The sequence below is a fragment of the Brevundimonas sp. genome (genome assembly GCF_036400995.1).
Classification (GTDB): Bacteria; Pseudomonadota; Alphaproteobacteria; order Caulobacterales; family Caulobacteraceae; genus Brevundimonas.
In genome coordinates, this window is record NZ_DASWWG010000116.1 from 1 (window position 1) to 18664 (window position 18664).

The 18664-nt window shown below is 68.3% G+C and carries 24 protein-coding genes and 1 tRNA gene; 4 read left to right on the forward strand and 21 right to left on the reverse strand.

Features of this window, described 5'->3' with window-relative positions; translation table 11 throughout:
• The 4 genes from argC to rplM all read right to left on the reverse strand — a co-directional run.
• Positions 1-747: N-acetyl-gamma-glutamyl-phosphate reductase (argC, locus tag VGE03_RS15940; RefSeq protein ID WP_331047459.1), on the reverse strand; the 747-nt coding region annotated here is incomplete at its 3' end.
• Position 748: 1 nt separating this feature from the next.
• Positions 749-1057 carry a hypothetical protein gene (locus VGE03_RS15945; RefSeq protein ID WP_331047460.1) on the reverse strand — a complete coding sequence of 103 codons (309 nt, stop codon included), beginning with the start codon at positions 1055-1057 and terminating at the stop codon, positions 749-751.
• A gap of 84 nt (positions 1058-1141) precedes the next feature.
• On the reverse strand, positions 1142-1630 hold the full coding sequence (gene rpsI / locus VGE03_RS15950) for a 30S ribosomal protein S9 (RefSeq protein WP_331047461.1): 489 nt from the start codon (positions 1628-1630) through the stop codon (positions 1142-1144).
• A gap of 2 nt (positions 1631-1632) precedes the next feature.
• Positions 1633-2106 (reverse strand): 50S ribosomal protein L13, encoded by a 474-nt coding sequence (gene rplM, locus VGE03_RS15955; protein WP_331047482.1) that lies wholly within the window; start codon positions 2104-2106, stop codon positions 1633-1635.
• A 568-nt stretch (positions 2107-2674) separates the two neighbouring features.
• On the opposite strand from rplM, the gene VGE03_RS15960 reads away from it, so the two are divergent.
• Positions 2675-4072, forward strand: a complete 1398-nt coding sequence (locus VGE03_RS15960; protein WP_331047462.1) for an alkaline phosphatase PhoX — start codon at positions 2675-2677, stop codon at positions 4070-4072.
• Between the two features lie 230 nt (positions 4073-4302).
• Here VGE03_RS15960 and VGE03_RS15965 read toward each other — a convergent pair whose 3' ends face one another.
• Positions 4303-5373, reverse strand: a complete 1071-nt coding sequence (locus VGE03_RS15965) for a COX15/CtaA family protein (protein ID WP_331047463.1) — start codon at positions 5371-5373, stop codon at positions 4303-4305.
• 135 nt (positions 5374-5508) lie between these two features.
• Here VGE03_RS15965 and VGE03_RS15970 point away from each other — a divergent pair, with 135 nt between their 5' ends.
• Positions 5509-5760 (forward strand): transglycosylase, encoded by a 252-nt coding sequence (locus VGE03_RS15970; RefSeq protein ID WP_331047464.1) that lies wholly within the window; start codon positions 5509-5511, stop codon positions 5758-5760.
• Positions 5760-5960 carry a DUF2842 domain-containing protein gene (locus VGE03_RS15975; RefSeq protein WP_331047465.1) on the forward strand — a complete coding sequence of 67 codons (201 nt, stop codon included), beginning with the start codon at positions 5760-5762 and terminating at the stop codon, positions 5958-5960. The genes VGE03_RS15970 and VGE03_RS15975 overlap by 1 nt, the downstream gene beginning before the upstream one ends.
• A 70-nt stretch (positions 5961-6030) precedes the next feature.
• On the opposite strand, the gene VGE03_RS15980 is transcribed toward VGE03_RS15975, so the two are convergent.
• From VGE03_RS15980 to VGE03_RS16010, 7 genes are all read right to left on the reverse strand, one after another.
• A tRNA-Pro gene (locus VGE03_RS15980) sits at positions 6031-6107 on the reverse strand.
• 55 nt (positions 6108-6162) lie between these two features.
• Positions 6163-6609, reverse strand: a complete 447-nt coding sequence (locus tag VGE03_RS15985; protein WP_331047466.1) for a MerR family transcriptional regulator — start codon at positions 6607-6609, stop codon at positions 6163-6165.
• Between the two features lie 5 nt (positions 6610-6614).
• A complete protein-coding gene (locus VGE03_RS15990; protein ID WP_331047467.1) occupies positions 6615-6917 on the reverse strand; it encodes an integration host factor subunit alpha in 303 nt (100 codons plus the stop codon).
• Between the two features lie 73 nt (positions 6918-6990).
• On the reverse strand, positions 6991-7968 hold the full coding sequence (locus tag VGE03_RS15995) for a beta-ketoacyl-ACP synthase III (protein WP_331047468.1): 978 nt from the start codon (positions 7966-7968) through the stop codon (positions 6991-6993).
• Positions 7965-9044: a phosphate acyltransferase PlsX gene (plsX, locus tag VGE03_RS16000; protein ID WP_331047469.1), complete on the reverse strand. Its 1080-nt coding sequence runs from the start codon at positions 9042-9044 to the stop codon at positions 7965-7967. The genes VGE03_RS15995 and plsX overlap by 4 nt, the downstream gene beginning before the upstream one ends.
• A gap of 93 nt (positions 9045-9137) precedes the next feature.
• The gene (locus tag VGE03_RS16005) at positions 9138-9650 is read right to left on the reverse strand and encodes a DUF177 domain-containing protein (protein WP_331047470.1); all 513 of its coding nucleotides are present in this window, start codon (positions 9648-9650) and stop codon (positions 9138-9140) included.
• Positions 9647-10177, reverse strand: a complete 531-nt coding sequence (locus tag VGE03_RS16010; RefSeq protein ID WP_331047471.1) for a ubiquinol-cytochrome C chaperone family protein — start codon at positions 10175-10177, stop codon at positions 9647-9649. The genes VGE03_RS16005 and VGE03_RS16010 overlap by 4 nt, the downstream gene beginning before the upstream one ends.
• Before the next feature lie 87 nt (positions 10178-10264).
• On the opposite strand from VGE03_RS16010, the gene VGE03_RS16015 reads away from it, so the two are divergent.
• Positions 10265-10741: an outer membrane protein assembly factor BamE gene (locus VGE03_RS16015; protein WP_331047472.1), complete on the forward strand. Its 477-nt coding sequence runs from the start codon at positions 10265-10267 to the stop codon at positions 10739-10741.
• Between the two features lie 136 nt (positions 10742-10877).
• On the opposite strand, the gene VGE03_RS16020 is transcribed toward VGE03_RS16015, so the two are convergent.
• The 9 genes from VGE03_RS16020 to nrdR all read right to left on the reverse strand — a co-directional run bounded on the left by VGE03_RS16020 (position 10878) and on the right by nrdR (position 18526).
• Positions 10878-13031, reverse strand: coding sequence for a sodium-translocating pyrophosphatase (locus tag VGE03_RS16020; protein ID WP_331047473.1), 2154 nt, complete (start codon positions 13029-13031; stop codon positions 10878-10880).
• Positions 13032-13208: 177 nt separating this feature from the next.
• Positions 13209-13634, reverse strand: coding sequence for a hypothetical protein (locus VGE03_RS16025; protein ID WP_331047474.1), 426 nt, complete (start codon positions 13632-13634; stop codon positions 13209-13211).
• A gap of 39 nt (positions 13635-13673) precedes the next feature.
• Positions 13674-14663 carry a thiamine-phosphate kinase gene (thiL, locus tag VGE03_RS16030; protein WP_331047475.1) on the reverse strand — a complete coding sequence of 330 codons (990 nt, stop codon included), beginning with the start codon at positions 14661-14663 and terminating at the stop codon, positions 13674-13676.
• Positions 14664-14669: 6 nt separating this feature from the next.
• Positions 14670-15194 (reverse strand): transcription antitermination factor NusB, encoded by a 525-nt coding sequence (nusB, locus tag VGE03_RS16035; RefSeq protein WP_331047476.1) that lies wholly within the window; start codon positions 15192-15194, stop codon positions 14670-14672.
• Positions 15191-15634 (reverse strand): 6,7-dimethyl-8-ribityllumazine synthase, encoded by a 444-nt coding sequence (gene ribH / locus VGE03_RS16040; RefSeq protein ID WP_331047477.1) that lies wholly within the window; start codon positions 15632-15634, stop codon positions 15191-15193. The genes nusB and ribH overlap by 4 nt, the downstream gene beginning before the upstream one ends.
• Positions 15635-15648: 14 nt before the next feature.
• On the reverse strand, positions 15649-16785 hold the full coding sequence (ribB, locus tag VGE03_RS16045) for a 3,4-dihydroxy-2-butanone-4-phosphate synthase (RefSeq protein WP_331047478.1): 1137 nt from the start codon (positions 16783-16785) through the stop codon (positions 15649-15651).
• Entirely contained in the window at positions 16785-17375 is a 591-nt protein-coding gene (locus VGE03_RS16050; RefSeq protein WP_331047479.1) for a riboflavin synthase, read from the reverse strand. The genes ribB and VGE03_RS16050 overlap by 1 nt, the downstream gene beginning before the upstream one ends.
• A gap of 51 nt (positions 17376-17426) precedes the next feature.
• On the reverse strand, positions 17427-18056 hold the full coding sequence (locus VGE03_RS16055; protein ID WP_331047480.1) for a RibD family protein: 630 nt from the start codon (positions 18054-18056) through the stop codon (positions 17427-17429).
• Positions 18056-18526 carry a transcriptional regulator NrdR gene (nrdR, locus tag VGE03_RS16060; RefSeq protein ID WP_331047481.1) on the reverse strand — a complete coding sequence of 157 codons (471 nt, stop codon included), beginning with the start codon at positions 18524-18526 and terminating at the stop codon, positions 18056-18058. The genes VGE03_RS16055 and nrdR overlap by 1 nt, the downstream gene beginning before the upstream one ends.
• Positions 18527-18664: the final 138 nt, after the last annotated feature.

Consider the following 18664-nt stretch of genomic DNA (forward strand, 5'->3'; position numbering starts at 1 on the left):
CATGGCCTCGGTCTCGTCCAGATCGGCGACCTCGACGAAGCGCTGGCCGTCATAGGCTTCCAGCAAGGCGCCGTGCAGCCGCTCAACCGAGGGCGTTTCCGGCAGGGTCGACAGGTGCAGCGGCACCTCGACCAGCATCCCCTGGCGATAATTCCCCACGGCGGGCGCGAACAGGACGTTGCGCGTCAGCCCCGTGTGCAGGGTCATTTCCGGCACATGCTTGTGCTTCAGCGTCAGGCCATAGGCGCGATAGGCCTCGGCCTCGCCGCTCTCGAACTCGGCGATCATGGCCTTGCCGCCGCCGGAGTAGCCGCTGACCGCGTTGACCGTGACGGGCCAGCCTGCCGGGATGATCCCCGCCGACACCAGCGGGCGCACCAGGCCGATGAAGCCGGTCGGATAGCAGCCGGGATTCGACACCCGCGTCGAGCCCGCGATCGCCTCGCGCTGACCGGGGGCCATCTCGGCGAAGCCATAGGTCCAGTCCGGATCGACCCGATAGGCGGTCGAGGCGTCGATCACCCGCACGGCGGGGTTCTCGATCATGCCCACGGCTTCCTTGGCCGCGTCATCCGGCAGGCACAGGATCACCGCATCGGCGCTGTTCAGCGCCTCGCGCCGCGCCTCGACGTCCCGCCGCCGGTCGCCCAGCAGCAGCAGCTCCAGATCCGAACGCGCCTCCAGCCGTTCGCGGATCTCGAGGCCCGTGGTGCCGGCTTCGCCGTCGATGAAGATGGTGTGGGTCATGTCAGTCCGACGATTGCTCATTTGATTGGCGGAAGGCTTGCCACTCCTCCCAGACACGTTCGGGATTGATGTCTGCGTACCCCCGCGCTTCAGCCATTCTCTCGGCTGCATGCACCGGCATGGCCATGCACACCGCCCCGTCGCGAATTTCCAGAACCTCCGCCTTGATCAGCGGAGCGCCCTTCTGATTTTCCGCCGCCAACAACACAGCGACCAAGGCTGGCATGGGGACAATGAGCAAAGCCTCGTCCTTGCTGGAAGTTTCAGGCGCGGGCGACGACTTTCCGAACATCTTCGAAAGGAACTTCATGGGCCGCCATAACCTCAACTCGGGACAAGAAAAAGGGCGCTCCGGTTTCCCGAAGCGCCCCAAATCCAAACCGCGTGAACGCGATTAGCGCTTCGAGAACTGGAACGAACGGCGAGCCTTGGCGCGGCCGTACTTCTTACGCTCGACGACGCGGCTGTCGCGGGTCAGGAAGCCGTGCGGCTTCAGGACCTTGCGCAGTTCCGGCTCGTAGTGGGTCAGGGCGTGCGACAGGCCGTGGCGGATGGCGCCGGCCTGGCCCGACAGGCCCGAACCTTCAACGGTGCAGATCACGTCGTACTGGGTTTCGCGCTCGGCGATGACCAGCGGCTGGGCGATCATCATGCGCAGAACCGGACGAGCGAAATACTGCTCCTGGTCCTTGCCGTTGATGGTGAACTTGCCGGTGCCCGGCTTCACCCACACGCGGGCGATGGCGTTCTTGCGCTTGCCGGTCGAGTAGGCGCGGCCTTGCGCGTCCAGCTTCTGGACATGGACCGGGGCTTCGGCTTCAGCCGAGGCCGACAGGCCCTTCAGGGCGTCGAAGCCGGTGTTTTCGGTGGTGACGTCGGTCATGCTCAGACGCTCCGGGTGTTCTTGGCCGACTTCGAGGCGAAGTCGATGGTTTCGGGCGACTGGGCCTGGTGCGAGTGCTCCGAGCCCGAGAACAGGCGCAGGTGCGTCATCTGCTTGCGAGCCAGCGGCGACTCCTTCGGCAGCATGCGCTCAACGGCCTTCTCGAGGACGCGCTCGGGGAAACGACCGCCCAGAACCTTCTCCGGGGTGGTTTCCTTGACGCCGCCCGGGTGACCGGTGTGGCGGTAGTAGACCTTGTCGGTGTTCTTCTTGCCGGTGAAAACGACCTTGTCGACGTTGGTCACGACGACGTAGTCGCCGCAATCGACGTGCGGGGTGTAGTCACCGCGGTGCTTGCCGCGCAGACGGTTGGCGATGAAGGTCGCGAGACGGCCCACCACGACGCCTTCGGCATCGATGTGGATCCACTTCTTCTCGACCTCGGCCGGCTTCAGCGAAGCCGTGGTGCTCTTCAGCATAACGAGGAGTCCTTGGGAGACGGGCGAAACGGTGTGCTCCCCCGGCGGACCGGAAGAACGGAAGGCGCGCTGATAGAGGAAGGCGGATCGCCGGTCAATGCCGATTTGCGCAGCGATTTCAGGTTATATATCTGTAAAATAACAGGAAAGTAGAAACGGTATTAAAATACCGCATCATTTCGAGCACTTCTGGGGGCGTGGGGGATGGGGTGCGGGGTGTCCCCCACCGCCCGACGCTCACCTCACCTCCCCATCGCCCCCTTCAAGGCGATGGGGAGGACAGATCGCGCCAGCGATCAGGAGGGGGCGGCGCAGGTGTTTGCTGTTGGCCTGCCAACAGCCGTGTTTGAGCCAGCTTCCGTCACCACCGCGCCGCCCTCACCTGACCGCCGCTCACGCGTCGGTCTGTCCTCTCCATTCGCTTGCGGGCGAATGGAGAGGTGAGCGCAAGCCCCCCCCACACCCCACACCCCCACACCCGGACATTCCGTCGCGCCCGTTGTCACAGAACCCTGACCGACGCGCGCCATAAGCGCGGCAGTTGTCCTGCCCGGAGTGCCCGCCCATGCGTCTGAACCGTCGTCACCTCATGGGAACGGGCGGCGCCGCCCTCGCCTTCACCGGCATGGCCCGCCACGCCGCCGCGCAAGCGGCCGCGCCGGGCGAGGAGACCTACGTCAACCAGATCCACGGCTACGGCCCGCTGAAGGAAGACCCCAACAAGCTGCTCGATCTGCCCGAGGGCTTCACCTACCAGGTCGTGGCCCAGAGCGGCGACACCATGGACGACGGCCTGTTCGTCCCCGGCCAGCCCGACGGCATGGCCTGCTTCCCGCTGCAGGGCTCGCAGGTGGCCCTGGTCCTGAACCACGAGCTGAAGGGCTCCAGCGGCCTGCACCGCAACCTCGGCCCGGGCGGCCTGCATCAGGAGCGGCTGGCCCTGCTCGATCCGTCAAAGGCCTTCGACACCTTCAAGGACGGCCGCCCCCTGCCCGGCGGCTGCTCGACCATCGTCTACGACCTCGCCACGCGCCGGACCGTCAGCCACCGCCTGACCCTGGCCGGGACCTCGACCAACTGCTGCGGCGGCCCGACGCCCTGGGGCAGCTGGCTGAGCTGCGAGGAGACCATCGAGACGCCCGCCGACGCCGATGTCACCAAGGCCCACGGCTGGGTGTTCGAGGTGCCCGCCGGCGCCACGGGCCCGGTCGAGCCCGTGCCGCTCAAGGCCATGGGCCGCTTCGACCACGAGGCCGTGTGCATCGATCCGCGCACCGGCTTCGCCTATCTGACCGAGGATGTGAACGACAGCCTGCTGTACCGCTTCATCCCCAACGTCCCCGGCAAGCTGGTCGAGGGCGGCAAACTGCAGGCCCTGGCGTGGAAGGGCGCGCCCTCGGCCGACACCCGCAACCAGGACGGCCGGCGTAGCTGGGCCGTCGGCGACTGGCGCGAGGTCGAGTGGATCGACCTGGAGGATGTCGAGGACCCCGCCGGCGATCTCCGTCAGCGTGGCCACCGCGCCGGCGCGGCCCTGATCGCCCGCGGCGAAGGCATCTGGTGGGGCGACGACGAACTCTACCTGACCGCCACCTCGGGCGGTCCGATCCGTCGCGGTCAGGTCATGCGCCTCGTCCCCGGCCTCAACGGCGCCGCCGACCGGCTGCAGCTGTTCGTCGAGAGCACCGACGAGAGGACCTTCAACATGGGCGACAACATCACCGTCGCGCCCTGGGGCCATCTGGTGATCTGCGAGGACAACTATTCCAGCGAGATCCGCAACCACCTGCGGGGCGTCACGCCGGAGGGGCAGATCTATGTGATCGCCCGCAACGTCTTCCGCGGGAACTCCGAGTTCGCCGGCGCCTGTTTCTCGCCCGACGGCGAGGTGCTGTTCGTCAACATCATGTACCCCGGCATGACCCTGGCCATCCGGGGGCCGTGGGCGAGTGTGAGGAGCTAGGGCTTCAGCTCACCTCTCCATTCGCCCTCAAGCGAATGGAGAGGACAGATCGATGCGTTCAGCGTCGATCAGGAGAGGGCGACTCCGTCAGGGCCGGAGAGGTCTCAAACGCCGGTGTCGGCGGCCAATCCCTGACCGCCTGCGCCGCCCCCTCCTGATCGGCGAAGACGCCGATCTGTCCTCCCCATCGCCTTGAAGGGGCGATGGGGAGGTGAACCGCGCTCGGTCCCTCAGAACAACCCCCGCACCCGCGGGCCCGACACGAACAGGCGCGGCTGCGACCGGCGGACCCGCCACAGGTTCACCGTCGCGATCGCCAGCACCAGGGCGGCGCCCGCCTGATGCAGGCCGCCCAGCCACAGGGGCACGGCGTTGATCAGGGTCACCACGCCCAGCGCCGCCTGCAGCCACAGGGCGACCGCCACCGCAAAGGCGCTCGCGCCCAGCCCTTCGGCCAGCCGCCAGCGCCACGCCTGCACCGCATAGACCGTGCCGCCGATCAGCAGGCCATAGGCCCAGATGCGGTGATTGAACTGCACCAGCGCCTGGTCATGCAGGAAGGCCAGCGCCCCCTTGCCCCACTCCACCGGCGGCAGGACGGCTCCGTTCATCAGCGGCCAGTCCGTATAGACGAAGCCCGCCTTGGCCCCGGCCACCAGCCCGCCCAGCAGGCACTGGAAGAAGACCGCGCCTAGCAGGATCGCCGCGCCGCGGCTCCAGCCCTCGGGCGAGCGGGAATGCTCCTCGCCGTTCCAGGCCTCCAGCCCGGTCCAGATCAGCCCCATGAAGATGACCAGCGCCAGCCCCAGGTGCACGGTCAGGCGCTCGGGGGCCACATCGACGCGTTCGCTCAGGCCGCTGGTGACCATCCACCAGCCGATCAGCCCCTGCAGGCCGCCCAGACCCAGCAGGATCACGCAGCGCCCGATCAGGCGGCGCGGAACCTTGCGCATGAACAGGAAGACGACGAAGGGCGCCGCGAAGACCAGACCGATCAGACGGCCCAGCAGCCGGTGGAACCACTCCCAGAAGAAGATGCCCTGGAACTCGCCCAGGCTCATGCCGGCGTTGACCTGCTGATACTGCGGGATGGCCTTGTACTTCTCGAAGGCGTCCATCCAGTCGGCGTGACTGAACGGCGGCAGCGCGCCCATGATCGGCTTCCACTCGGTGATGGACAGGCCCGAGCCCGTCAGACGGGTCACGCCGCCGACCACCACCATGGCGAACACCATCGCCGCCACCAGCCAGAGCCAGATCGCCACCGCGCGGCTCTGATCCCTACCGCCAAAACGCTTCATTCGACGCCTGCCGTTCCGAACGTTACACTGCCGGTCGCGTCACTCGCCGCGCCCGGACCTGTGCGGTATGCCCAAGCATGAAGGCGAGAGCGAGTCGCTTTTCGGCGCAGCGTCGCCGCATGGGGAGAAGGCCGTTTGCAGTACGCCGATATCGTCACCGCCGTTCTCGGCGCCTTTGTTCTGGCCTGGCTGGCCGACCTGCTGACAGGTCGTCGCGGCCTGTTCGCCACCTCGCTGGTCTCGGGCACCGGCGCCGTCGCCGGTTGGTTCCTGGCCGTGCGCGTGTTCGGCGTCTCGACCATGGACCAGTGGGGCTGGGTGCTGTGGTCCATGGTGGCCGCGGTCATCGCCCTGATCGCCTTCTTCCTGTTCCGCAGCAAACGCTGATGGGCGGCCGGACCCGTCGCTTCATCGCCATGATCGGCGTGCTGGTCTTCCTGTGCGCCTGGATCTGGGGCGTCATCGCCCTGCGCGGCCTGTTCCCGCCGGGCCAGATGCTCGACCTGCTGTTCTTCGCCGTCGGCGGCATCGGCTGGGGCGTGCCGCTCTACCCGCTGTTCAAATGGGCCGAGAGCGGCAAGGACTGAGCCTCGGGGCCGAATTGCAAAGGGGCCGTCCGAAGACGACCCCTTCAACCAACCGATTTTCTTTCGAAAATGGTCGGAGCGACAGGATTCGAACCTGCGACCCCTTGACCCCCAGTCAAGTGCGCTACCAGGCTGCGCCACGCTCCGAGAGGGGCTCCCTATAGACGGGGTCGCGCGCCGCGCAAACCCAAAAAAGCAGCCGTCAGGCGGTTCGTGTCAGGGCGGCTTCCAGACGGGCCCGCGCGCCTTCCAGTTCCGCCAGCACCTGACGCAGGCGAACCGTCGACGCCCGCGGCGCGGGCGGCGAAGCGGGCGACGCCGGGCCCCCGGGCGTTTCGGCGGCCACCGCGCCCTCGGGCTCGAAACTGACCAGGCCTTCGGGGTCGCCCCAGGCGGCGATGCGCTTGATGCCCTGCTCCTTGTACAGGCGCTGGACCCCCTTGATGGTCAGGCCCTCGTCGTGGAGCAGCCGCTTGACCGCCTTCAGCACCACCAGGTCCTGCGGACGGTAGAAGCGACGGCCGCCCGCGCGCTTCAGCGGCGACACGAAGACGAATTTGGTCTCCCAGAAGCGCAGCACATGCTGCGGCGCGCCGATCTCGTCGGCGGCTTCCGAAATGGTTCTGAAGGCGTTGGGGCTCTTGGCCACGGGGATCAGTCGGTGACGACGGCGTCGTGCACCCGACCCTTCATGATCTGGGAGGCGCGGAAGCTGATGACCCGGCGCGGGTTGATCGCCGCCGGCTCGCCGGTTTTCGGATTACGGCCCATGCGGGCGCGCTTCTCACGGACCTGGAACACGCCGAACCCGGACAGCTTCACGGTCTCGCCGCGCTCCAGCGATTCGACGATGAGCTCGAGGGTGCGTTCGACCATCTGGGAGCATTCCTGTCGCGACAGGCCCACTTCTTCGTGGACAGCTTCGCAAAGGTCGGCCCGCGTCAGGGTCTGCGTCACCGGTCACTCCCCTCTTTCGTCAATGCGTCGCATAAGAGGGCAAGAGCGCTGAAATGAAAAGGCGAAATGCGCGTTACAGACGAATCGCGCAGGCGCCCCAGGTCAGTCCGCCGCCCATCGCTTCCATCACGACCAGATCGCCGCGCTTGATGCGCCCGTCCTTGATCGCGGCGTCCAGCGCCAGCGGGATCGAGGCCGCCGAGGTGTTGGCGTGCAGGGCGACGGTCGAGATGACCTTCTCCTCGTCCAGACCCAGCCGGTCGCCGACGCCGCGGATGATGCGCTGGTTGGCCTGGTGGGGCACGAACCAGTCGACCTCGGGAATCTCGATGTTGGAGGCGGCGCAGGCCGCCGTGATGGCCTCGGCGATGTTGATCACCGCGTGCTTGAAGACCTGGTTGCCCGCCATCCGCAGATGGCCGACCGTCCCGGTCGTGGCCGGACCGCCGTCGACGTAGAGCAGGTCGGTCTTGGAGCCGTCGCAGCGCAGGGCGAAGCCGAGCAGGCCCTGATCCGCCTTGGTCCCCTGCCCTTCGCGGGGCTCGACCACCAGCGCCCCGGCGCCGTCGCCGAACAGGACGCAGGTCGTGCGATCGGTCCAGTCCATCAGCCGGGTCATTTCCTCGGCGCCGATGACCAGGGCGCATTTGGCCAGCCCGCGCGCCACGAAGCCGTCGGCGACGCTCAGCGCATAGACGAAGCCCGAGCACACGGCCTGGACATCGAAGGCGATGCCCACCGGCGCGCCCAGCTTGCGCTGGACGATCGAGGCGGTGGCCGGGAAGGTCATGTCGGGCGTGGTGGTGGCGACGATGATCAGGTCGACGTCCGCCGCCGTCTTGCCGGCGTCGATCAGGGCGCGCTTCGCGGCCTCGGTCGCCAGATCGCTGGTCGGCTGGTCGTCCCGCGCGCGGTGCCGCTGCTTGATCCCGGTCCGCTCCTGGATCCACTCGTCCGACGTATCGACGATGGCGGCCAGGTCGGCGTTGGTGACGATCTGTTCCGGAAGGAAGGAACCGACGCCGGTCACGACGCTGCGGGTGACGCTCACTGGGAAGTCTCCTTGGCCGGGTCCGCCTCGGGCGTCGTCGGCTGTTCAAGCACGGCGTTCAGCCTCTGCAGCTTCACCCCGACCTTGCTCATATAGTCACTGCGGGCCAGATCGACAGCGATGCGGATCGCCGAGCCGAAGCCCGCGGCGGTGGCGCCGCCGTGGCTCTTCACCACGATCCCGTTCAGGCCCAGCAGCGGCCCGCCGTTGATGGCGTTGGGGTCGATCTTCGCGCTCATCTTCTTCAGCGCCGGATAGGCCAGGGCCGCGCCCGCCTTCGACAGCAGGCTGGAGCCCAGCGCCTCACGCAGCAGCGAGCCGATGAATTTGGCCACGCCCTCGGCGGTCTTCAGCGCGATATTGCCGGTGAAGCCGTCGGTGACGACCACGTCGACCGTGCCCTTGGCGATGTCGTCGCCCTCGACGAAGCCGTGATAGGCCAGCCCGAAGTCGCCCTCGCGCAGCAGACGGGCGGCCTCGCGGACCTCCTCATGGCCCTTCATGTCCTCGGACCCGACGTTCAGGACGCCGACGGTCGGATGCTCGACACCGTGCACCGCCGTTATGAAGGCCTCGCCCATGATGGCGAACTCGACCAGTTGCGCCGCGTCGCTCTCGACGTTGGCGCCGACGTCCAGCACCGCGGTGATCCCGCGATGGGTCGGCCAGCTGGCGACGATGGCCGGACGTTCCAGCCCCTGCACCGACATGCGCAGGATCAGCTTGGAGATCGCCATCAGGGCGCCGGTGTTGCCCGCCGAGACCACGGCGTGGGCCTCTCCGCCCTTCACCGCCTCGATGGCGTTCCACAGGCTGGAGCCCTTGCCCCGGCGCATGGCCGTGGCGGGCTTTTCGTCCATGGCCACGACCTTGTCGGTGTGACGGACGTCGCAGACGTCGTCGCCCAGACCGTTGCGGGTCATCTCCGCGCGGATGGCGGCTTCGTCGCCGTTCAGCAGGAAGCGCACGCCGTCGCCGCCGTGTCGTTTGCGGTACTCGCGAATGCCGCCGACCACGACCGACGGGCCGTGATCCCCGCCCATGGCGTCAAGCGAGATCAGAATGGGGGAAGGCAAGCCGTTTCGACTCCGTCGCGCCGTCTCACGCGGCGCTGGGCTGGGTGCGACGATAACGCCGCACCCGGGGGATGCAACCGGGCGGACGCTGCGTCAACCTTCGTCGGAAGACCGAAGCGATTTCAGCACGGCGAAGGGCGAGATTTCCGCCGGTTCCGGCGGCTGGACGAACTCGGCGCCGGGCTTGCGCGGGAACGGATCCAGCCGCAGCGCCAGTTGCTCGACGACATACTGGCCCAGATCGATCTGGCCGTCCTCGACGATGTCGGGCGTCTCGTCCTCCATCGTGATCACGATCTCGTCGGACTCCTCGTCCACCGGCTCCGAGAGCTGGACCGAGAAGGCGTCGTCGATCTCGAGCGGCAGGGGCTCCAGCGTGATTCCGCAGGTCTGGGCCAGGCTCGCCCGCACGCGGCCGCTCAGGGTCCAGCCGATGGCGTCCGGAACCAGCTCCACATCCGCCTCGAACGAATCGAGGGAGGCCAGGTCCAACGCGCGGATGATTCGGCGCACCGCCGCCTCGTCCGGAACGAGGGTGCGTTTCACGCCCGATCCGATCTGATGCAGACGGACAGGCTCGCTCCAGGGCAGTTCAGGGACGCTCACGCCTTCACCTCCGCCCATGCGGGCGCTTTCATCACTTCCGCGAACGGCTGGGCCGCCAGTCGCTCGCGACCGGCCAGCGCATAGGCGGCCAGGGCCGCGCCGTCAGACGTCGTTTCGCTTTCCATCACATTGCGCGCCAGACGCTCGGCCAGCAGGGCGGCGTCGCCGTCGCGCAGCGGCTGCTCATAGGCCGTCATGCGACCATACAGGGACTCACCCAGCTTGCGCATCTTCTTGCCGACCGAGATATCGCCCACGCCCAGCTCCCGCAGGGTGTGGTCCAGCGCCGACACATAGGTGTCGAAGAGCTGCTGCCCGGCGTCCGCCCCCTGCTCCGTCCCCTCGTCCTTCAGACGCATGGTCAGCAGCAGCATGTGCAGGGTGTACAGTTCGAACCGGGCGTCGATCCGGTCCGCCACGCCCAGGGTCGTGTAGAAGCCCGGATCACGGGCCTGGCGCACGACAAGCTCGTAAAGCGCGTCGCCGACCCGCTCGCGGCGGAAGGATCTGAGAAGATTCTGAAGCATGTTTCACGGCCCCTTTTCCGCCGCGCCGTTGAACTAAGGCTCGGGTCCGGTTAGGTCAAAGACCTTGTTCTGTCGCAGGCGCCGCACATGCTCCGTTCGAAGCTCCTTTTCGCCGCCCTTTCGGCCACTGTCCTGACCGCCGGCTGCGCGCCCGTGGTGGGCCAGAACGGCTTCCAGGCGATCGACTCGCGTCCGGCCGACATCGTCGCCGGGACCGATACCCGCCAGACGGTGCTGACCAAGCTGGGCACGCCGTCGACCACCTCGACCTTCGAGAGCGATACGATCTGGTACTACATGACCCAGATCACCGAGAAATATACCTACAACCGCCCGCGCGTGACCCAGCGCACGGTGACCGAGATCACCTTCGACGACGCCGGTCAGGTCTCCGCCGTCCGCACCCTCGACCTGGAAGACGGCCAGCAGATCGCGATGAACGCCCGCGAGACCCCGACCCGCGGCCGCCAGCTGACCATCCTCGAGCAGCTGCTGGGCAACGTCGCCCGCGGCCAGCTGCCGCGCACCGACGAAAACGAGCCCGGCCAGCGCCGCCCGGACTAGGGTTCTCAGCCGGACTGGAATCGAAACGCCCCGGAGATGGCTCTCCGGGGCGTTTCTCGTTGAGGCGCCAAGATAGTGGCTAGTGGCTAGTGGCGGCGAAAGGGGCGGCGCTGTCTCCAGCGCCGCCCCCCGCCCATCAGCCGATCTTGCCGCTCGCCAGCACCGCCAGCAGAAGCAGGGCGACGATGTTGGTGATCTTGATCATCGGGTTCACCGCCGGACCGGAGGTGTCCTTGTAGGGATCGCCCACCGTGTCGCCGGTCACCGCAGCCTTGTGCGCCTCGGAGCCCTTGCCGTGGACGACGCCGTTCTTGTCGGTGAAGCCCTCTTCAATGACCTTCTTGGCGTTGTCCCACGCGCCGCCGCCCGAGGTCATCGAGATGGCCACGAACAGGCCGGTCACGATCACGCCCATCAGCATGGCGCCCAGGGCGGCGAAGGCGTTGGCCTTCTCCGGCTGGATGAACAGCACCACGGCGAACAGGACGATCGGCGACAGCACCGGCAGCAGCGACGGCACGATCATCTCCCGGATCGCCGCCGAGGTCAGGATGTCGACGGCCTTGCCGTACTCCGGCTTGACCTGACCGGTCATGATGCCCGGGTTCTCGCGGAACTGACGACGCACCTCGGCCACGACCGACTCGGCCGCGCGACCGACGGCGGTCATCGACAGGCCGCCGAACAGGAAGGGCAGCAGCCCCCCGAACAGCAGGCCGACCACGACATAGGGGTTCGACAGGTCGAAGGTGACCGCCCCCATGCCCTCGAAGAAGGTCCCGGCCGCCTGGGCGGGCTCGGAGAAGAACTTCAGGTCTTCGGTATAGGCGGCGAACAGCACCAGGGCGCCGAGGCCGGCCGAACCGATGGCGTAGCCCTTGGTCACGGCCTTGGTGGTGTTGCCGACGGCGTCCAGGGCGTCGGTCGAGTGGCGGACTTCCGGCGGAAGACCGGCCATCTCGGCGATGCCGCCCGCGTTGTCGGTGACCGGACCGAAGGCGTCCAGCGCCACGATCATCCCCGCCACGCCCAGCATGGTGGTGGTGGCGATGGCGATGCCGAACAGGCCCGCCAGCTGGTACGTGACGACGATGCCGACGATGATGGTCAGCGCCGGCAGGGCCGTCGATTCCAGCGACATCGCCAGGCCCTGGATCACATTGGTGCCGTGACCGGAGACCGAGGCGTTGGCCACCGACTTCACCGGCCGGAAGCCCGTGCCCGTGTAGTACTCGGTGATGACCACGATGGCCGCGGTGACCACCAGGCCGACCACGCCCGACCAGAAGAGCTGCATCGAGGTGATCACGAGACCGCCCGAGGTGGTGACCGTCGCCGGGGCGACCTGGTCGATGATCCACCACACCGCGCCGACCGACAGGACGCCGGTGACGATCAGGCCCTGATACAGGGCGCCCATGATGTTCTGGCTCTTGCCCAGACGGACGCAGAAGCTGCCGATGATCGAGGTGACGATGCAGATGGCGCAGATGGCCAGCGGCAGCAGCATCATCGCCCCGACATAGTCCGTGCCGCGGAAGAAGATGGCGGCCAGCACCATCGTCGCCACGGTCGTCACGGCATAGGTCTCGAAGAGGTCGGCGGCCATGCCGGCGCAGTCGCCGACGTTGTCGCCCACGTTGTCGGCGATGGTGGCGGCGTTGCGGGGGTCATCCTCGGGGATGCCGGCCTCGACCTTGCCCACCATGTCGCCGCCGACGTCGGCGCCCTTGGTGAAGATGCCGCCGCCCAGACGGGCGAAGATGGAGATCAGCGAGGCGCCGAAGCCCAGGGCGACCAGGCCGTCGATCACGTGACGGTCGGTGGCCTCCATACCCAGCCCCTGGGTCAGGAAGGCGTAGTAGCCCGCCACGCCCAGCAGGGCGCCGCCCGCCACGAACATGCCGGTGATGGCGCCGGAGCGGAAGGCGAGATCCAGCCCCTTGGACAGGCCTTCCGAGGCGGCCTGCGCGGTGCGGACGTTGGCCCGGACCGAGATCAGCATGCCGGCGAAACCGGCCGCGCCCGAAAGCACGGCGCCGATCAGGAAGCCGACGGCGGCCCACTGGCCGATCAGCAGCCAGGCGGCGATCAGGATGATGACGCCGACGATCCCGATGGTGGTGTACTGGCGGCGCAGATAGGCGGAGGCCCCCTCCTGGATGGCGGCCGCGATCTCGCGCATGCGGTCGTTGCCGGTGGGAGCTTTCATCAAGGCGGCGGTCTGGATCGCTCCGTAGAGAATCCCGAGGCCGCCTGCGGCTATGACAAGCCACAGATAGTTAGACATGGCGTTTCCAAACCCTGTGTGTAGGGCGCCCGGACCCTTGGCGCGGCGGGCGTTTTCGCCTCTCTCCGCCTTCCGGTCCCCCCGTGCGCAACGGCGGCCTCAAGGGCTGCCCTTGGGGATAACGGAAGGAGCCTGCCAAATGCGTCGGAGTGACGCAACAGGGTAAGGTGAACGCTGTTAGCCTGCGCGAAGGCCGGTGCGCCAGCGGGGCGCCTGGCTGATCACCTCGACGCGGGTGACGGACCCGCGGCCGCAGATGGCGGCGGCCGAGCGCAGGAGGCTGGCCGACATCGCGTTGGTGTCGATGCGGGTCCAGTCGTCGGCGACGACGAAGGGCGTCCGGTGCCCGGCGCGCACAAGGGCGTCGCGCAGATAGGCTTCCTTGCCCCGCATGCTCTCGGCGGTGGCCGAGCCGCCCAGATGCAGGCGCATGGAGACGAAGACGTAGTTGCGCACCCGGCCGCCCGCGATCACCGGCAGGCCGACGCCCGAGATGCCCAGGGTAGCCCCGCCCGACGGCGCATCCTCGGACGCGGCCGCGCGCGAAGCGACGGCCACGGCGGGCAGGACGGCGGCGGCGGAGAGCAGGTCGCGGCGGTGCATGGCGACAGGGTTACCGCCCACGCCTTGAGATTTCGTTGCTCAGCGGTGGCTGAAGCCCGGCGCGGCGATCTCGACCGGCTTGCCGTCGAAGCGGGCGGTGACCCCCCGGCCTTCGGTCACCCGCCCCAGACAGGTCAGCCAGATGTGCCGCCGCTCGGCCTCGCGGCGCAGCGCCGCCTCGTCCTTAGGGGCGGCGGTGAAGGCGATCTCGTAGTCGTCGCCGCCGGTGACCAGCTTCTCCAGCGCCGCCTCCTCGTCGACCCGGGTGGCGAACCAGGCCTGTCCGGCGGGCGATCGCGGCGTGACCTCAAGGTCGATGTCCACGCCCACGCCGCTGGCCGAGGCGATGTGGCCCAGGTCAGCGATGAGGCCGTCCGAGACGTCGACCGAGGCCGTGGCCATGTCGCGGATCAAGTCGGCGAAGATCAGCCGCGGCGTCGGGGCGCGATAGTGGTCGATCAGCGCCGCCAGCCGCTCGGGCTCCAGCGCCAGCTTCTCCTGCGCCGCCTGCAGGCCCAGCCAGCCGTCGCCGATGAAGCCAGTGACGAAGACCAGATCGCCCGCGCGGGCGCCGGCCCGGCTGACGGTCCGGCCCTTGGACGCCCATCCCATCATCGTCGCGGAGAAGGTGGCGGGCCCGGGCGTCACCACGGTGTCGCCGCCCAGCAGGGCCACGCCGAAGGCCTTCTGGTCACGCGCCAGCCCCTCCACGAACAGTTCGCGCTCGGGCCAGCCGCAACGCTCGGACCAGCCGCAGGCCAGCAAATAGCCGAAGGGCTCGGCGCCCTTGGCCGCCAGGTCGGACAGGTTCACGCGCAGCAGCTTCTGCGCGACGGTGTCCAGCGGATCGGTCGGCAGGAAATGGACGCCCTCGACGATGGCGTCCTTGGTCAGGACCAGGTCGTAACCGGGACGGGTCGGAACCACGGCGACGTCGTCACGAAGGTCCCGCCCCCATTCCGGGTGGGCCAGCGGCGCGAACAGCCGCCGGATGGTCTCGAACTCACCGGCGACGTCGATCGCGGCCATGATCGATCAGCCGCGCACATCCCGCGCGACGCCGTCCAGCGCCGCGTTGACGAACTTGGCCTCGGCGTCGTCGAAGAAGGCCTTGGCCAGTTCGACGTACTCGTCGATCACGATCTCCTTGGGCACGTCGCGGCTGGCCCGCAGCTCCCAGGCGCCGGCGCGCAGCAGGGCGCGCAGGGTCGAATCGATCCGTTCCAGTCGCCAGTTCGAGGCCAGACGGGCCTTGATCGACTCGTCGATGACGCGCTGGTCGCCGACCACGCCGCGAACGATGTCCGCGAAATAGGCTTCGTCGGCCTCAGCCAGCGGCTCGCCCTCGATGTCCGCATCGAAGCGATGGTTCGAGAACTCGGTGATGACGGTGTCGACGCCCTCCCCGGCCAGCTCCATCTGGTACAGGGCCTGGACGGCGGCGAGGCGGGCGACGGTGCGCGCCCGGCGCTGACGCGAGGTCAGGGCCGGTTCGGCGCGGGACTTCTCGGCCTCGGCGAGTTGCTCGAGGACGGACTTGAGGCTGTTCGGTTCGGTCACGAGCCCAGTCCTACGCGCAGGCGCTTGCGCAAGGCAATGAGGTCCAGCGCGGCGCGCGCGGCGCCGCCGCCCTTGTCGCCCTCGCTGCGGCGCGCGCGCGCCCAGGCCTGATCCTCGTCTTCCGTGGTCAGGATGCCGTTGCCGATGGCCAGACCCTTGAGGCCCAGCTGGGTGATCCCGGCGGCCGACTGATCCGAGACGATCTCGAAATGGTAGGTCTCGCCGCGGATGACCGTGCCCAGGGCGACGTAGCCGTCATAGCGCGGCGCGGTCGGGAAACGTCCGGCTTCCTCGGCCATGGCGATCACGGTCGGCACTTCCAGCGCGCCCGGAACCGAAACCACGTCGAACTCGACGCCTTGCGCGCGCAGGACGTCGGTCGCCCCGTCCAGCAGTGCGTCGGCCAGTTCTTCATAGAAGCGCGCCTCGACGATGAGCACGCGGGTGGGGGTCGTTACGATTGGTCTTCTCCGTCCATGTCGCGCCAGCCGACAATGCGCAGGCCGTAGCCCTCAAGCGCGGTGGGATTGGGGCGGGTCGAGCTCATGACGATCATGTCCCGAACCCCGAGGTCCAGCAGAATTTGCGCGCCGACGCCGTAGTTGCGCAGCGAACGGTCGACGGCCTTCGGCTTCTCGACGCCGGCCAGGCGCTCGGCGAGGCCGTGCAGGTCCGGGTCGCGCAGGAAGACCGTCACGCCCGCGCCGTCATGGGCGGTGATCGCCTTGAGCGCCTGCGGGATGTAGCACTGACGCGCTTCCACATGGCCCAGCAGGTCGGCGGCGAAGTCCACCTGATGCATCCGCACGAGGGTCGGCTTGCCCGGCTCGATCTTGCCGTGAACGAGGGCGACGTGCTCGTTCCCCTCGATGGTGTTCTTGTAGAGCATCAGCCGGAACGGGCCGCCGTGGACGCTCTCGAAGGGGGTGTCCATGACCCGCTCGACGAAGCGCTCGGTGCGGCGGCGATAGGCGATCAGATCGGCGATCGTGCCGATCTTGAGCCCGTGCAGCTGGGCGAAGGCGACCAGGTCCGGCATGCGGGCCATCTCGCCGTCGTCCTTGATGATCTCGCAGATCACGGCCGCCGGGGTCAGGCCAGCCATGCGGCTGATGTCCACCGAGGCCTCGGTGTGGCCCGCGCGGACCAGAACGCCGCCGTCGCGCGCGACCAACGGGAAGATGTGGCCGGGCGTCACGATGTCATCGACGCCCTTGGTCGGATCGGTGGCGACCTGGATGGTGCGCGAGCGGTCGGCGGCGGAGATGCCGGTGGTGACGCCGTCCTTGGCCTCGATCGAGACGGTGAAGGCCGTCTTCATGCTCTCGCGGTTGTCGGCGGCCATCGGCGGCAGGCGCAGCTGGCGGGCGCGATCGCCGGTCATGGCCAGACAGACCAGACCGCGGGCCTGCTTGATCATGAAGTTGATCTGGTCCGGCGTGGCGAACTGGGCCGGAATGATGATGTCGCCCTCGTTCTCACGATCCTCGGCGTCGACGAGGATGTAGGGCTTCCCGTTGCGGGCGTCCTCGAGGATGTCCTCGATGGGGCTGATCGGGCTGTCGTTCATGTTCGCGGCTGCCGTTTGCATCACGCCGTCTCCTGCCACCGCGCGAGGTATCGCGCCAGCATATCGATCTCGAGATTCACAGCATCGCCGGCTTTCAGGCCGCCGAGCGTGGTCGCTTCCCAGGTATGGGGAATGATGTTGAGGCCGAAAACCCGGCCCTCGACCGCGTTCACGGTCAGGGAGACGCCGTCGACGGTGATCGAGCCCTTGGGCGCGATGAAGCGGTGCAGCGGGGCCGGCGCCTCGATCTCGATGCGGTGCGAACCGCCCTCGGGCGTGATCGACACCACCTTGCCGAGGCCGTCGACGTGGCCCGAGACGATGTGACCGCCCAGTTCGTCGCCCAGTTTGGCCGCGCGTTCCAGATTGACCCGGTGGCCCTCGGTCCAGTCGCCCAGATTGGTCTTCGACAGGGTCTCGCCCGAGACCTCGACCGCGAACCAGCCGGGCCCCTTCTCGGTGACCGTCAGGCAGCAGCCCGCGTGGCTGATGGAGGCGCCCAGATCGATGCCGGAGGTGTCCCAGACCGTTTCGACCTCGTAGCGGCGGTCGCGGGCGGTCTGCTCGACCTTACGGACGCGACCGATGTCGGTGACGATTCCGGTGAACATTCAGACGGCCTTGGAAACAGAAAACAGGGGGCGAACAGTCGGATCGGGCAATCAGCGCGGAACGTCGTAGCGTTCCCACAGATCGCCGCCGAGCGGTTCGACAGACAGACGCCGGAACTTGGGGGCCTCGGCCAGCTTCGCAAGGGCCAGGGCGGCGACACAGGGCAATCCCTCCGCCCCCAGAAGGATCGGCGCGCGGAACCACTCGATCCGGTCGACCAGTCCGGCGCGCAGGAAGGCCGCCGCGACCTGGCCGCCGCCTTCGATCAGGACCGACTGCGCGCCCGCCTTCGCAATGGCCGCCAGAACGGCCTTCGGGGCCGGTCGGCCGTCCTCGGCGGCGACGCGCTCGACCCGGGCCGAGCCGACCGGCGCGGGCTCCGAGGCCGTCAGGATCAGGGTGTCGCCGGACGCCACCTTCGCCGTCGCGGGCGTGCGCAGGGTGCTGTCCAGGACCACGCGCAGGGGCTGGTCCACCGGACGCCCCGGCAGCCGGGCGGTCAGCTCGGGATCGTCGGCCAGAACGGTGCCGACGCCGACGAGGATGGCGTCATGGGCGGCGCGCAGGCGGTGGCCTTCAAGCCGGGCGGCCTCGCCGGTGATCCATTTCGACTCGCCGGAACCGGTCGCGATCCGCCCGTCGAGGGAGGTCGCCACCTTCAGGGTGACAGACGGGCGCATCAGCGGCCGCCGGTCTCGTCGTCCAGACCCTCGTCGCCGAGGAAGCGGGCGAAGTCGCCGGTGTGGCGGAAGTCCTTGTAGACCGAGGCGTAGCGGACATAGGCCACCTCATCGACGCTCTTCAGCGCCTTCATGATGAAGTCGCCGACGGTCGAGGACGGGATCTCGGTCTCGCCGAGGCTTTCCAGCTGGCGGACGATGCGGCTGACCAGCTGCTCGATCTGTTCCGGCTGCACCGGCCGCTTGCGCAGGGCGATGCCGAGCGAACGCTCCAGCTTGTCGCGGTCGAAGGGCGTGCGGCGGCCGTTGCGCTTGAGGATGACCAGCTCGCGTAACTGCACCCGCTCGAAGGTGGTGAAGCGCCCGCTGCACTGCGGACAGGACCGCCGGCGCCGGATGGCCGCGCCGTCGTCGGACGGGCGGCTGTCCTTCACCTGGGTGTCCGGGTTTCCGCAGAAGGGGCACTTCATCGGCGCGTCATCCGTAGATCGGGAAGCGGCGGGTGAGCTCGCGCACCTCGCCGGCAACCCGTTGCGAGACAGCCGCGTCAGCCTCGTCGCCGCCCTTCATCGAGTCGATGACGTCGGCGATCCAGTGGCCGACCTGCT

Coding starts and splice junctions, on each gene's coding strand:
- VGE03_RS15960 (WP_331047462.1), top strand. CDS start 2,675: ATGCGTCTGAACCGTCGTCACCTCATGGGAACGGGCGGCGCCGCCCTC.
- VGE03_RS15975 (WP_331047465.1), top strand. CDS start 5,760: ATGGGCGGCCGGACCCGTCGCTTCATCGCCATGATCGGCGTGCTGGTC.
- VGE03_RS16015 (WP_331047472.1), top strand. CDS start 10,265: ATGCTCCGTTCGAAGCTCCTTTTCGCCGCCCTTTCGGCCACTGTCCTG.
- nrdR (WP_331047481.1), bottom strand. CDS start 18,526: ATGAAGTGCCCCTTCTGCGGAAACCCGGACACCCAGGTGAAGGACAGC.
- VGE03_RS16050 (WP_331047479.1), bottom strand. CDS start 17,375: ATGTTCACCGGAATCGTCACCGACATCGGTCGCGTCCGTAAGGTCGAG.
- VGE03_RS16020 (WP_331047473.1), bottom strand. CDS start 13,031: ATGTCTAACTATCTGTGGCTTGTCATAGCCGCAGGCGGCCTCGGGATT.
- rpsI (WP_331047461.1), bottom strand. CDS start 1,630: ATGACCGACGTCACCACCGAAAACACCGGCTTCGACGCCCTGAAGGGC.
- VGE03_RS16025 (WP_331047474.1), bottom strand. CDS start 13,634: ATGCACCGCCGCGACCTGCTCTCCGCCGCCGCCGTCCTGCCCGCCGTG.
- ribB (WP_331047478.1), bottom strand. CDS start 16,785: ATGCAAACGGCAGCCGCGAACATGAACGACAGCCCGATCAGCCCCATC.
- VGE03_RS15965 (WP_331047463.1), bottom strand. CDS start 5,373: ATGAAGCGTTTTGGCGGTAGGGATCAGAGCCGCGCGGTGGCGATCTGG.
- VGE03_RS16055 (WP_331047480.1), bottom strand. CDS start 18,056: ATGCGCCCGTCTGTCACCCTGAAGGTGGCGACCTCCCTCGACGGGCGG.
- VGE03_RS15945 (WP_331047460.1), bottom strand. CDS start 1,057: ATGAAGTTCCTTTCGAAGATGTTCGGAAAGTCGTCGCCCGCGCCTGAA.
- VGE03_RS16010 (WP_331047471.1), bottom strand. CDS start 10,177: ATGCTTCAGAATCTTCTCAGATCCTTCCGCCGCGAGCGGGTCGGCGAC.
- thiL (WP_331047475.1), bottom strand. CDS start 14,663: ATGGCCGCGATCGACGTCGCCGGTGAGTTCGAGACCATCCGGCGGCTG.